This window comes from Bartonella sp. W8122 (assembly GCF_016102485.1).
Classification (GTDB): domain Bacteria; phylum Pseudomonadota; class Alphaproteobacteria; order Rhizobiales; family Rhizobiaceae; genus Bartonella; species Bartonella apihabitans.
On sequence record NZ_JACFOO010000001.1, the window covers coordinates 870256 to 882725 of the forward strand.

Below are 12470 nucleotides of genomic sequence, written 5' to 3' on the forward strand. Positions count from 1 at the left end.
TTATGCAGCCTCTTTACTTGAAGGTTGACCGGAAATGGCTTCCTGCTCGACCACGTCAATTGTCGGACGGTCTTTTGCAGAAATCGTTTTGCGTCCATATTCAAGAGCAATTTGTGGCATTGCACCATTCATGTAAGCCAGAAGTGTCTGTTTTATCACGGTATAAATACGGGTTTTTTTGCCACGAACAAGTTTGATTTTCGACGCAATCGGAGCAAACACGGCATAAGCAAAGAAAATACCGCCAAAAGTACCGACCAAAGCTGCACCGATATAGTGCCCCAAAACCTCCGGTGATTCATTAAGATGGCCCATCGCTTTAACAACACCGAGAACGGCCGCAACAATACCAAGAGCAGGCAAAGCATCGGCTACTGTTTGTAAAGCCGAAGCGGATTTGAGCGCATCCTGTGAAATGGTATGGATTTCCTCATCCATCAAAGCCTCGATTTCGAAAGGACGGGCATTTCCGACAAGTATAAGACGGCAGTAATCACAAATAAAATTGGTGATTGAGTCATCTTTCAATATTGTCGGATATTGTTGAAAAATGGCAGATTCTTTCGGATTATCGAAATGGCCTTCAACTTCCGAACGTGATTTTGAACGCATTTCGCGCATCAAGGCATAGAGAAGGCCGAGTAATGAAAGATAGTCCTTTTGTTTGGGAACAGCTTCTTTCATTGCCTCCAAGGTGGCTTTCATCGTGTCTTTTATAACAGAAAAAGGGTTGGCAATAATAAATGTGCCGAATGCAGCACCTAGAATAATCACAAATTCCCAAGGCTGCATAAGAACAGATACATGCCCCCCCATTGCCATAAAGCTTCCGAGGATACAGCCAAGTGCAATCGCTAATCCGAGAATAACACCCAACGCAAACGCTCCTATGTCTTAAGTCAACTAATCTATAGAATGATGGCCTTGCGTGAAACTTGCCAGATCAAAATCTATAATTCAGTCATGACATTATCGCAAGTTTCTTGCCAGAACGCTAAAAAACAGACATTCTTGATATTATATTATATTTATAATGACTGTTATGCTATTATCCATAATAAATATGATGACGACAACAAAACAGTCATGAGCTGTTGTAACGGTGAATTCAGTTTCGGGCAAGTTTCATCCGCTACATAACAATTACTGAGGAAAGGTAATCCTATGATTGGCACTTATGTCAGCTATAGAAGTACAATTGATAATATGTCAAAGACGCTTGACAGGGTTATGAGTGAACCCAATGTCAAGCGCGAAACAGACTATTACACTCAGAACATAAAAAGTGTAAAAACAGTTGACGATTTTCTTGGTGATACGCGCCTTTTCAATTATGCGATGAAGGCTTATGGCCTTGAAGATATGATCTATGCCAAAGGCATGATGCGCAAGGTTCTAACCGATCCCAAGTATGCCGCAGATCTGACGGATAAACGTTATCAACAATTCGCCGCTGCTTTCAACTTCAACGCATATGGAGATAAGGCCACTTCTCAGGACAGTGCAACAAAAGCTGCAGTCAATAAATACATGCAGCAGACACTGGAAACAGAAGTGGGTGACCAGAATGAAGGTACGCGTCTTGCACTTTATTTTACGCGTACTGTTGGTGGCATGGCTAAAAATGGCAGCTTGTCAAAAGATGAGTGGGCTTACCAGATCATTGCGGATAAAGCACTTGCAGAGGTTGTCTATACGGCTCTTGGTATTCCCGACAGCGTGCGCGGTTCCGATGTCGACGCGCAAAAACGACTTCTCGAACAGAAAATGAGCTTTGATGATCTGGCTGACGCGACAAAATTGGAAAAATTCATTGGTCGGTTTTCGGCGATGTATGACGCCAAAAACCAACCGCAGGTAAGTCCTGCATTAACTCTTCTGCAGAGCACAAATACGGGGAGCACATTCGGTTTTTCGAATGCCTCGATGATTGCAATGCAGTCGCTTAAACCGGGTGGCAATTGATCATAGCGCTTTTTGCGTTGATCTTTTGTCCGCCTCATTGGAAGCCAGACGTCGTGACACTGTCTGGGCAAGAAAGGACAAAGATTGATGCAAAATCCGATCTATGTTGGTGTTTCGGGGCAAATCAGTTTAGAAAGGCGCATGGAAACCATTGCGCGTAATATGGCCAATGTAAACACAACAGGTTTCCGGTCGGAAGAGATGAAGTTTGAATCTCTTGTTTCCCCTGTTGCCCGCGACAATAACCAGAACGTTAATTTTAGTAGCGCCGGAAAAACTTATATCTCGACCAATCGTGGGCCGGTTACGCAAACCGGCAATCCTCTTGATGTCGCCGTTAATGGCGATTCCTATTTTTCACTACAAACGCCGAATGGTCAGGTCTATACCCGTGACGGGCGTATGGTTATGACCCAGGAAGGTGGGCTCGTATCGGTTCAGGGATATCCGTTTCTGGATAATGGTGGTGCACCCATACAGATTGATCCGGCAAACGGCACCCCGCGCATTGCTGCCGACGGTGCAATTTATCAGAATAATTTGCAGGTAGCAGCTATCGGTCTTTATCAATTCCAGCCCGACAGCAAATTGCATTATGGCCCCAATGCTTCCGTAATTCCCGACAAGGCACCTATTCCGGTTCAAGGTGATGCGGCAAACGGCGTTGTACAGGGCTTTCTGGAAAACTCCAATGTCAATGGTGTTGTCGAGATGACCCGTCTTATCGAAGTTTCAAGAGCTTTCGAACGTGTTGAAGCTATGATGCGTCAGCAGGAAGAAAGAAGTTCGCAGGCAATTCAGACTTTGGGTGGTAAAAACCAATAACAGTTCATCAGAACTGAAATTTTAGCCGCTTGAGATTATCATTTTTGTGGAAAAATTTTATGGAACAGAGCCCGGAAGAAAATAGTGATCTTGGTATATCTCGTACGAATGCCTTGTCTTTGCTCGTTGCTTTTGCCGAACATGAAAAACGTCAACAGTCGCCTTTGGTCAGCAAAGGCGGTTTGGTGAGTGATGTTTCGCGCGTTGCTGTCGAAGCACGCGGGCTTTCCGATGATGTTGCGCTTGGTGATAGTGTCCTGATCGATTGCGGACACAACATGGCGCGCGGAGAAATCATTCGTGTGAATGAAGATCATGTGTTGATCAAGCCTTACGATGAAACTCTTGTTCCGGCGCTTAATGCATCTGTATTTGCAAACGGGCCTTTGCTCGTTTCTCCCGACAAATCATGGAAAGGTCGGGTGGTCAATGCATTGGGAGAGGCCATTGATGATTTGGGTCCCATTGCCACAGGGCCAAGAAAGATGCCGGTTGAAACACAGGCTGTACCAGCCCTTAAAAGGGCACGGGTCGGTAAAGGATTGCGCACAGGCGTTAAAGTTATTGATATATTTACGCCGCTCTGTTTCGGCCAGCGTATCGGTATTTTTGCCGGTTCCGGTGTTGGTAAATCAACATTATTGGCAATGATGACCTCAACCGATGATTTCGACACAGTGGTCTTGGCATTGACCGGAGAACGTGGTCGTGAAGTTCGCGATATGCTTGACGATACGATGAAGGGAAAGCTATCCAAAGTTGTCACAGTCGTTGCGACAGGAGACGAGAGTCCGATGATGCGCCGGTTAGCGCCGGCAATGGCTACGACAATTGCCGAATATTTTTGTTCCTTGGGTGACAATGTATTATTGATGGTCGATTCCATTACCCGTTATGCGCTCGCTGCCCGCGAGGTGGCAATTGCGGCTGGTGAACCACCGGTTTCCCGCGGTTTCCCGCCAAGTGTGTTCAGCGATCTGCCGCGTTTGTTGGAACGTGCCGGTCCGGGGCCGGAAGGAAAAGGGTCAATTACCGGCGTTTACGCGGTTCTTGTTGATGGTGACGACCATAATGATCCGATCGCTGATGCTATTCGCGGTATTCTTGACGGACACATTGTGCTCGACAGAGCAATAGCAGCACAGGGCCGCTATCCGGCAATTGATATTCCGGCTTCAATTTCCCGTTTGGCACCGCATAGCTGGACTCCCGAACAAAAAAAGCTCGTAAGAAGTTTGAAAGAGATGATTTCACGCTATGAAGAAACGCGCGATCTACGTGCTATGGGTGCCTACCGTCCCGGATCGGATCCGGTTCTTGATCAGGCGGTGGTTATGGTGCCGAGAATTTACGATGCTATGAACCAGTCACCGGATACGCCGGTTCCCCGCGATCCTTATGATGATCTTGCCAAAGCCCTGAAAAATCAGTCGGCCTAAAAACGGCGCAGGAGAATTTCAATCATGACTGATATTACAAATTTTGGTTCATCCTTTCCGGGCTTTGGTAGCGAAACCTATCAAAAGTTCAGTGGTTTCAGGATGAAAAATCTGGCCAATAAAAAACGCAGCGATGCCACGGAACAAGAATTGGCAAAACTGTTGTCTGATCTCGAAAATATTGAAACTGATCGAGTAAACCAGAATAATAGGGAAAAAAATAAAGGCCAGTGGTTTTTATCCTGGCGTAATCCCGACGAGCTTTCGCCAATCGGCGCCAGCACAAATGGAGTTGCTGAAGACAAAAAGCATATTGGTGTTTTCAAGAGAGTGATTGCGGCAATATCTGCCGGTGTAGCAGGGCTGCAGGCATTCACATTTGCAAATTCGGCAGCAAGTTCATCGACAGGTGTGTTTTTTGGAATTTTCAGTTCTGTTGATTCCATGTTGCGCGCCATGGGGGTTGCTATGGCAATCGGCTGCGGCAGTTTGCCTTTTGTTGTCTATGCGTTCCAGATTGGTGGACAGGGCGGGGCAGGTGCATCCGACAATAAGCCGGCAGCGGTAGGTACATTCAAACCTCATGATGGCTGGTACAAGCGCTCGCATTTCGAACTTGTCGATCGCGTCGATCCTTATGCCACGCGTGACTATGATTCAAAGAAAGCGATTATGTCAAACGGACGGGGGCTTCCAAAAAGCGAAAATCCTGACAAGACAGACGGAAGCTTGAAACCGACAGCTCCAAAGTCGAAACCCTATGTTGTCAAAGACGTTGTCAATGGAATGGCAATGATAGAATATGATCAGGGGTATTGGTTCGCAAGACCCGGCAGCAAACTTCCTGATGGAAGTTATTATGTCCGTGTTATGAAAGATAGCGAAACCGGTAAAGTTGCTCTCAAGACCTCGAAAGGAATAATTCCGGTCAATCAATAAGTTGCCGGTCAATCAATAAATTGCCGGTCAATCAATAAATTGAATGTGAAGCCTTGAGAAGCACAAATTATCACAAAAGCCATATTTTGCCGAAACTGTTAGGTAAGTCATTTGAAGGGAAGACCTTTTCGGTAAGATGGCGCTGGTTCTTCCGTTTTGTTCTATTCTTGGGTTTCCTTTCAGAATTTAAAATGCGCTTGAGGGCGCTATCCGATATATGAAGAGAGCGATCCGGTAAATGAAATGTGTTAGATGAAGTTTTTGGGTGAAGATTGACAAAATTCATTGCTTTAGCGCCACCGGATTCTTAAAAACAGGTTTTGTTTTTATGATAACTCATTGAAATATTTTATATATTTATATTTTTTAAAAAACATTTCAAACGCAAGTCTCGCGCAAGTTTAAGGGCCTATTGTTTATTCTGTTCAATAGAGTATACGACAATGGGTCCGGTAAATCTTTTCGATATAGCAAATAAACAAGCAGACTGGTTGGCAACGCGCCAAAAGACTGTCGCGAGTAACGTTGCTAACGTTAATACTCCCGGATACAAAGCGCGTGACGTAAAAGACTTCGCTGCAATTCTCAACAATGATACCATGGCAATGGCTGTAACAAACAGTAAGCACATGGATGTCACGGATAATGGCATGGAATCCCATGCAATGCGGCCTGAAGATACGATTGAAACCACCCATTCCGGAAATAATGTCAATCTGGAAGAAGAAATGCGTAAAGGTGGTGAAATCGGCCAGCAAATGTCACTCAATACCGTTATCGTAAAAGCCTTTCATCGAATGATGATGGCTACCGTTAAAGGAGGATCGTGATCATGTCTGATCCACTCGTTGCAGCCGGCCGGGTCGCAACAACAGGGCTTGCAGCCCAATCAACCCGCCTTCGTATTATTGCTGAAAATATGGCCAATGCGAATTCGACAGGAGATACTGCCGCAGCAAATCCCTATCAACGCAAGACAGTCAGTTTCGAGGCCGCTCTTAATCCTTATGCCGAAGCTCAAGGCGTAGAAATTGCCCGTATTTCCACGGATAAATCACCTTACATTGTCAAATATGAACCGGGTCATCCGGCCGCCGATGCCAATGGTTATGTGAAATATCCGAATGTGAATGCAATCGTTGAAATGGCAGATATGCGTGAAGCAAACCGGTCTTATGAAGCAAATCTACAAGTTATTCGTCAGGCCCGGGATCTCGTATCCCAGACAATTGACCTGCTGAGAGGTTAATAAGTTGAAAACCATAATTATAAATAAAGATGAAAATCTTTCGAAGCTTGAAGAACAATTGAGTAATAATGAGATCAATATCAAAGGCCAGACTATAAAGATTAGCGATGAAAGTAGCTATAAAGCCAATCTCGAAGTTATCTGCCGCTCTGCACATTTGCTTGCAAGTGCACTGAAAATGACGGGGATTTGATGATGATACAGTCGTTAACATCAGCAACAACACGTGCCGCTCTTGAAAGGTTGGGGCAATCATACGGCTCTAATGCCAGCCAGACAACTTCATTAGACACGCAAGCTACAGGTCAGGCTCAGGGTGTAAAAAGTCCTAGTTTCGATCAGGTACTCGCTGAAGTTAGCGGCGCCGTCGGAAACAATCTTGAAAAGGCCGAAAGCCTTTCAATGCAAAAAATGGAAGGTGGCGACGTGTCGGTTCGTGAAGTTGTCAATTCGGTAATGGATGCCGAACGTTCATTGAACACAGCAATTGCCATCAGAGACAAGATCGTTCAGGCCTATCTCGAAGTTAGTCGTATGCAAATTTAACCGGTTGGTTCGGGTAACACTTGAGCAAATGAAAGAAATAAAGGGAAAAGTCCAATGGTTATGAGATCTTTATCAATTGCGGCCACCGGTATGAACGCCCAGCAGACCAATCTTGATGTGATTGCAAACAACATCGCAAACATCAACACCACTGGTTATAAACGCTCCCGCGCCGAATTCAGCGATCTTATGTACACGACCGATCGCGCTGTTGGCGTCCCGAATATGATGAATGAAGCAACTATTCCGGAAGGTGCCATTGTCGGTCTTGGTGTTCGTACTGCTGCCGTTCGCAAAAACAATATGCAGGGTTCATTCGTCCAGACAACCAACTCGCTTGATTTGGCAATCCGTGGACGAGGTTATTTTGAAATTCAGGATCCGAATGGCAACACGTTTTATACCCGTTCGGGTGCATTCAACCTGAACGAAAACGGACAGGTTGTTACCCTTGATGGCAATCTCGTCCAGCCGGTTATTACTGTTCCGAACGAACTCGGCAAAAACGGCATTATTACAGTGAGTGCAGATGGTCGCGTAACCTATCAGCCGGATGCCGATGCTGCTCCGGTTGAAGCCGGTCGTCTCAACATGATCAATTTTACCAATGAAGCAGGCCTCGAGCCGGTTGGTGACAATCTTTTTCGTGAGACACAGGCTTCGGGTGCACCTATTGCGGGTAATCCGGGTGAAGAAAACTATGGAACGATCATGCAGGGCTATCTTGAAGCTTCGAACGTTGATCCGGTGAAAGAAATTACCGAATTGATCGCGGCTCAACGTGCTTATGAAATGAATTCGAAAGTTATTCAGGCCGCAGATGAAATGTCGGCAGTTGTTTCGAAGAACTTAAGGTAATTTAAAATGAAAAAGCTTTCTCTCCTTATTGCAGGTTTATTGTTGTCGACAGCGTCGATAACGCAAGCCTATGCGGATAGGATAGGCTTTCTCGTTCCGACCACGACAGTCTATGCCGGACAGCCTGTAAGCAATGTCGGTCTTAGCGAAAGGATGTTTTACATCAAGGTTGATGCGGCTCCTTTATATGTAACCGATGTCAAGCAGGCTTTAAACAAGGTTGCTAAACGTACATTGCCAGCCGGCCGGCCGATCTCGTTATCTTCTTTGGGAGATCCGGTTCTGATTGAACGTGGTCAATCTACAAAACTGGTTTTCAATGCCGGTGATTTGGTAATAACCGCTTCGGGCGTTTCGATGGAACCCGGCAGTGCAGGTGATTTTATCAAGGTTCGCAATGTCGATTCCGGTCGTATTGTAAGCGGTACGGTCTTGTCTGACGGCAGCGTCAGGGTAGGTGGGCAATGATTGGTTGTTCGTTTGGGATTGGTCGTTCGTTAAGGATTGGTCGTTCGTTAGGAATTGTTGCGGCTTTATTGATGGGTGTTATGCCCGCATTTGCCGATGAAGGTGGCCGCAATGTACGCCATTTCAATTCCGAAGCAGCATCCGATGCTTCATGGCTCGGCTCGGGCGGTGATCCGGCAAAGATGCGCTATTCCGACCTTTCACGCCCCGGAGTTGTTGCAAGATTGAAAGACATTGCTGAAATTCAGGGCGTCCGTGAAAACCAGCTCGTCGGCTACGGTTTGGTTATCGGTCTTAACGGCACAGGCGATTCGTTACGTAATTCACCTTTTACAGAACAATCTTTACGTGCCATGTTGGATAATCTCGGAATTAGCCCGCCGGCTGGTGCTTCGCGTGCAAATAACATTGCCGCGGTTATTGTTACCGCCGATATTCCACCTTTTGCAACGCCGGGTTCAAGAATTGATGTCAGTGTTTCATCACTGGGTGACGCAAAGTCCTTACAGGGTGGTACGCTGGTTATGACACCGCTTCTCGGTGCAGATGGCGAAACCTATGCTGTTGCACAAGGTAATATGATCATTTCCGGTTTTGCAGCACAAGGTGCCGCAGAAACTGTAACACAAGGGGTTCCGACCTCCGGTCGTATTCCGAATGGTGCGTTGGTTGAACGTAAAGTTGAAGGCAATTTCAACCGCGATGCCGATATTGTTCTGGAATTGCATAATCCGGATTTTTCGACAGCTATCCGCGTTGCTGACCTGGTCAATGTTTTTGCCAATAAACGCTATCATCAAAGTGTTGCAAAAGAACGCGATGCCAAAACGGTTGTTTTGAAAAAACCGGCAAGTATTTCGGCGGCCCGTTTCATTGCCGAAATCGAGGGGCTTCCCATTCCGACAGATGAAGTTGCCCGTGTTGTTGTCGACGAACGTACAGGTACGGTTGTTATCGGTGAAAAGGTCCGTGTCTCGCGTGTTGCTATTTCGCATGGCAGTTTGACTGTTCGCGTTACCGAAACGCCTTATGCGTCACAACCCGAGCCGTTCAGTGAAACGGGTGACACGGTCGTTTTGCCGCAAACAGCCGTCGATGCTAATGAACAAACGTCCAATATTGGTATTCTTGGCGGTACCAATCTCGATAATCTGGTTAAAGGTTTGAACCAGATCGGTGTCAAGCCCACCGGCATCATCGCCATTTTGCAGGCGATTAAAACGTCCGGTGCACTTCATGCGGAGCTTGTGGTTCAATGATCGGATCTCGGCGTAAAGTTCTGGCAATTCTGGGATTGGTTCCGCTGTGCGGGCTCATGAATAACGCTTTGGCACAAAAAGGTGCTGCGACTTCAAGCCCGAACAAATCATCTACCATTCCTTCGGCTCCGTCGCCGCAGCGTACACTTCCCTCTGCCAATGCCTCGCAGGATGAAATTGAAAAATTCTGCGGCAATATTGACAGTCAGGCGGCAGATGCCCGCTTCGAACTACAGAGTCAGCAATTGCAGCAATTACGCATGCAGATCGATGATCGCATCAAGGTTCTGGAAGAAAAACGTCAGGAATACGAGAACTGGCTGAACAAACGTAACGAATTTTTGGCAAAAGCTCAGGATTCATTGGTCAATATCATTTCCAAAATGCGCCCTGATGCTGCTGCTGCCCAATTGGCGCTGGTTGATGATTTTGCCGCAGCCGCCATTATGTTGAAACTGACGCCGCGTATCTCAAGTGCCATTATGAATGAATTGCCACCGGAAAAATCGGCTAACCTCACCAAAGTTCTGGTGAGTGCACAAAAACTTCCGCCGGAAAACAAGCAGGCACCCAAGTCTGTAAAAGCAGGCCAATGATGAAAGTTAAACAAATGAAAAACGTTTTAGACGCCCGTAAATCAAGAGTCGCGCTTATCAGTGTCGTTCTGGCAACGGTTGCGCTTTCTGGCTGTTCTTACAACACAAAAGATTTTAACTCGGTGCCGGATTTTTCGCCGGTTCGGGCAGATCTCGGCTATGCTCCCTCGATGAACCCCGATATTTATCCGACAAAACCGAAAGAAAGCAAATATTCGCTTTACCGTTCATCGTCAAACAGCTTTTACCGCGACCCGCGTGCGATGAAACCGGGGGACGTATTAACTGTCCAGATTTCGATCAATGACCGCGCCAATTTGAATAACAAGAGTGATCTGAAACGTGATGCCAATGGCAAATATACGTTAGGCGCAACTTACCCGCTGATAGGTAAAAACAGTGGTAGCGTGAATGGTGATTCAACCGCCCACTCGAAGGGTGATGCGAAGGTTGAGCGTAAGGAAGACATCAAATTGTCGGTTGCAGCAGTTGTTACAGATGTATTGCCGAATGGCAATCTGGTTATCAACGGTTCGCAGGAAGTTCGCGTCAACTACGAATTGCGTGTTCTGAATGTTGCTGGCGTTGTACGCCCGCGTGATATTACCGGTAACAACACGATCGAATACAATAAAATCGCTGAAGCCCGCATTTCCTATGGTGGGCGTGGTCGCATGAGCGAGATCCAGCAACCGCCTTATGGCCAGCAGATTATGAACCAGATATCGCCATTCTGATAGAATTTATAGATATGATAATAAAGGGAGCTTCATCTTCAACAGGCTCCCTTTGTTCAAGTTCTGTATAAGGACTTGAAAGCTTGCCACTTTAAGGTTTATTCATCTATTCTCTGATAGAATACTGATAAAACGGAAAAAAGGGCATAAATGCCTTGAACTTTAACTTAAGAGGTTTTTATGGCAGGAGAGCCTGAAAAAGGTGACGGAAAAGGAAAAAAGGCTGGCGGTTTCAAAGCACTGCTTCTTGCCGGTGTTATTTTAACTTTGGTTGCTGCTGGCGGCGGCTGGTTTTTGGGAACACAAATCGGTAAGGAAATTGCTCCTCCTCCGGAGCCGGTAAAAACCGAGGCCCAGAAAAATGCCGACACGATCGCGTCAAATAGCAGTGTTACCATTTTAAATCCTATTCTTACCAATATGGCTGCGCCCAATAACGCCTGGATCCGTATTGAATGTTCTCTCGTATCACAACCGGGTGAAGTGCTTTCTCCTTCTGTTGCTGCTGAAATTTCAAATGATTTTTTGGCTTATTTGCGAAATAGCACGATTGCGCAAATCAAAGGAGCTTCCGGACTTATGAATCTGCGGGAAGATCTAGTTGATCGGGCGCGTACCCGTTCACAGGGCAAAGTGACCAATGTTCTGATTTCTAGTCTGGTGGTCGAGCAATGAAACGCCTTTTCCTGCTGGCATTTTTTATATTGCTTTTTGGCGTTGACAGTGCCTTTGCGCAGGAAACCAATGCCGCAGCAGCACAAGCATCAGGCGGCGGGGCGCTGTCAAATCTGCTGCCGCAGGCGGGGGGTTCGATAAGCGGGCGGATTGTCCAACTTTTCGGTTTGTTGACGGTACTTTCCGTGGCTCCGGGGTTGCTCATAATGGTAACAAGCTTCACCCGCTTTGCCATTGCGTTTTCCCTCTTGCGTTCCGGCCTCGGTTTGCAAACAGCTCCCTCCAATCTGGTCATGATTTCGCTCGCATTGTTCATGACATTCTATGTTATGGCTCCGACCTTCAATCAGGCGTGGACCGGCGGCGTTCAACCGCTTATGAATAACGAGATTAGCGAACAACAAGCGGCAGAACGCATTGGCCAGCCATTTCGTGAATTCATGCTCAGTCAGGTGCGGGAAAAGGATCTTGATCTTTTTGTCGATCTGGCAGACCCCTCGTTTCAGGTTGGCTCCGGTGAACAGGTCGATTACCGTGTTCTTGTGCCTGCCTTTATGATTTCCGAATTGCGGCGCGGTTTCGAAATCGGTTTTCTCATTGTTTTGCCCTTTCTGGTTATCGACCTTGTCGTTGCAACTTTGACAATGTCTATGGGCATGATGATGCTGCCGCCAACCGTTATATCCCTGCCTTTCAAAATTTTGTTCTTTGTTTTGATCGACGGGTGGAATTTGCTGGTAGGAAGTTTGATACGCTCATTTAATTAGACGAAAAAACTAATTAACATATTTTTGAAAAAATTTTTTTCTAAAAAACCTTTACATACGTTAGTAAGCCGACTAAATAAGAGTCGTGAAAGGTTAGCGAGGGATTCACAAGAAAACCGCTTGTAGCTAATAGGCATGATGCCGTTC

At 46.3% G+C, this 12470-nt stretch carries 16 protein-coding genes; 15 read left to right on the forward strand and 1 reads right to left on the reverse strand.

The window, feature by feature from the left end; all coding sequences use genetic code 11:
- Window positions 1–876 carry a flagellar motor stator protein MotA gene (motA, locus tag H3S83_RS03870; protein WP_077970501.1) on the reverse strand — a complete coding sequence of 292 codons (876 nt, stop codon included), beginning with the start codon at window positions 874–876 and terminating at the stop codon, window positions 1–3.
- A gap of 288 nt (window positions 877–1164) precedes the next feature.
- Here motA and H3S83_RS03875 point away from each other — a divergent pair, with 288 nt between their 5' ends.
- From H3S83_RS03875 to fliP, 15 genes are all read left to right on the forward strand, one after another.
- On the forward strand, window positions 1165–1965 hold the full coding sequence (locus H3S83_RS03875) for a DUF1217 domain-containing protein (RefSeq protein WP_198225215.1): 801 nt from the start codon (window positions 1165–1167) through the stop codon (window positions 1963–1965).
- Window positions 1966–2049: 84 nt separating this feature from the next.
- Entirely contained in the window at window positions 2050–2790 is a 741-nt protein-coding gene (flgF, locus tag H3S83_RS03880) for a flagellar basal-body rod protein FlgF (RefSeq protein ID WP_188317760.1), read from the forward strand.
- Window positions 2791–2849: 59 nt separating this feature from the next.
- Window positions 2850–4229: a flagellar protein export ATPase FliI gene (gene fliI, locus H3S83_RS03885; RefSeq protein ID WP_198225214.1), complete on the forward strand. Its 1380-nt coding sequence runs from the start codon at window positions 2850–2852 to the stop codon at window positions 4227–4229.
- 24 nt (window positions 4230–4253) lie between these two features.
- Entirely contained in the window at window positions 4254–5168 is a 915-nt protein-coding gene (locus H3S83_RS03890) for a hypothetical protein (RefSeq protein ID WP_077970507.1), read from the forward strand.
- 443 nt (window positions 5169–5611) lie between these two features.
- Window positions 5612–5998, forward strand: a complete 387-nt coding sequence (gene flgB / locus H3S83_RS03895; protein WP_077970508.1) for a flagellar basal body rod protein FlgB — start codon at window positions 5612–5614, stop codon at window positions 5996–5998.
- Entirely contained in the window at window positions 5998–6417 is a 420-nt protein-coding gene (flgC, locus tag H3S83_RS03900; RefSeq protein ID WP_188317780.1) for a flagellar basal body rod protein FlgC, read from the forward strand. The genes flgB and flgC overlap by 1 nt, the downstream gene beginning before the upstream one ends.
- 4 nt (window positions 6418–6421) lie before the next feature.
- Window positions 6422–6610, forward strand: coding sequence for a hypothetical protein (locus H3S83_RS03905; RefSeq protein ID WP_077970510.1), 189 nt, complete (start codon window positions 6422–6424; stop codon window positions 6608–6610).
- Between the two features lie 2 nt (window positions 6611–6612).
- Window positions 6613–6963 (forward strand): flagellar hook-basal body complex protein FliE, encoded by a 351-nt coding sequence (locus H3S83_RS03910; protein ID WP_077973433.1) that lies wholly within the window; start codon window positions 6613–6615, stop codon window positions 6961–6963.
- A 60-nt stretch (window positions 6964–7023) separates the two neighbouring features.
- Window positions 7024–7821 carry a flagellar basal-body rod protein FlgG gene (gene flgG, locus H3S83_RS03915; protein ID WP_077973434.1) on the forward strand — a complete coding sequence of 266 codons (798 nt, stop codon included), beginning with the start codon at window positions 7024–7026 and terminating at the stop codon, window positions 7819–7821.
- 6 nt (window positions 7822–7827) lie between these two features.
- A complete protein-coding gene (flgA, locus tag H3S83_RS03920) occupies window positions 7828–8289 on the forward strand; it encodes a flagellar basal body P-ring formation chaperone FlgA (RefSeq protein ID WP_077970511.1) in 462 nt (153 codons plus the stop codon).
- Window positions 8286–9548 (forward strand): flagellar basal body P-ring protein FlgI, encoded by a 1263-nt coding sequence (locus H3S83_RS03925; RefSeq protein ID WP_198232551.1) that lies wholly within the window; start codon window positions 8286–8288, stop codon window positions 9546–9548. The genes flgA and H3S83_RS03925 overlap by 4 nt, the downstream gene beginning before the upstream one ends.
- Window positions 9545–10144, forward strand: coding sequence for a MotE family protein (locus H3S83_RS03930; protein ID WP_198238976.1), 600 nt, complete (start codon window positions 9545–9547; stop codon window positions 10142–10144). Before H3S83_RS03925 ends, H3S83_RS03930 begins: the two co-directional genes overlap by 4 nt.
- Before the next feature lie 14 nt (window positions 10145–10158).
- A complete protein-coding gene (gene flgH / locus H3S83_RS03935; protein ID WP_198238977.1) occupies window positions 10159–10881 on the forward strand; it encodes a flagellar basal body L-ring protein FlgH in 723 nt (240 codons plus the stop codon).
- 180 nt (window positions 10882–11061) lie between these two features.
- On the forward strand, window positions 11062–11556 hold the full coding sequence (gene fliL, locus H3S83_RS03940) for a flagellar basal body-associated protein FliL (protein ID WP_077970517.1): 495 nt from the start codon (window positions 11062–11064) through the stop codon (window positions 11554–11556).
- Window positions 11553–12323: a flagellar type III secretion system pore protein FliP gene (fliP, locus tag H3S83_RS03945; RefSeq protein ID WP_198237699.1), complete on the forward strand. Its 771-nt coding sequence runs from the start codon at window positions 11553–11555 to the stop codon at window positions 12321–12323. Before fliL ends, fliP begins: the two co-directional genes overlap by 4 nt.
- Window positions 12324–12470 lie beyond the last annotated feature (147 nt).

Bases quoted from the DNA above. Each gene is read 5' to 3' on its own strand.
- flgH (WP_198238977.1), top strand. From the start codon at position 10,159: ATGAAAAACGTTTTAGACGCCCGTAAATCAAGAGTCGCGCTTATCAGT.
- flgB (WP_077970508.1), top strand. From the start codon at position 5,612: ATGGGTCCGGTAAATCTTTTCGATATAGCAAATAAACAAGCAGACTGG.
- H3S83_RS03925 (WP_198232551.1), top strand. From the start codon at position 8,286: ATGATTGGTTGTTCGTTTGGGATTGGTCGTTCGTTAAGGATTGGTCGT.
- H3S83_RS03910 (WP_077973433.1), top strand. From the start codon at position 6,613: ATGATACAGTCGTTAACATCAGCAACAACACGTGCCGCTCTTGAAAGG.
- fliI (WP_198225214.1), top strand. From the start codon at position 2,850: ATGGAACAGAGCCCGGAAGAAAATAGTGATCTTGGTATATCTCGTACG.
- flgG (WP_077973434.1), top strand. From the start codon at position 7,024: ATGAGATCTTTATCAATTGCGGCCACCGGTATGAACGCCCAGCAGACC.
- H3S83_RS03875 (WP_198225215.1), top strand. From the start codon at position 1,165: ATGATTGGCACTTATGTCAGCTATAGAAGTACAATTGATAATATGTCA.
- fliP (WP_198237699.1), top strand. From the start codon at position 11,553: ATGAAACGCCTTTTCCTGCTGGCATTTTTTATATTGCTTTTTGGCGTT.
- H3S83_RS03890 (WP_077970507.1), top strand. From the start codon at position 4,254: ATGACTGATATTACAAATTTTGGTTCATCCTTTCCGGGCTTTGGTAGC.
- flgA (WP_077970511.1), top strand. From the start codon at position 7,828: ATGAAAAAGCTTTCTCTCCTTATTGCAGGTTTATTGTTGTCGACAGCG.
- H3S83_RS03930 (WP_198238976.1), top strand. From the start codon at position 9,545: ATGATCGGATCTCGGCGTAAAGTTCTGGCAATTCTGGGATTGGTTCCG.
- fliL (WP_077970517.1), top strand. From the start codon at position 11,062: ATGGCAGGAGAGCCTGAAAAAGGTGACGGAAAAGGAAAAAAGGCTGGC.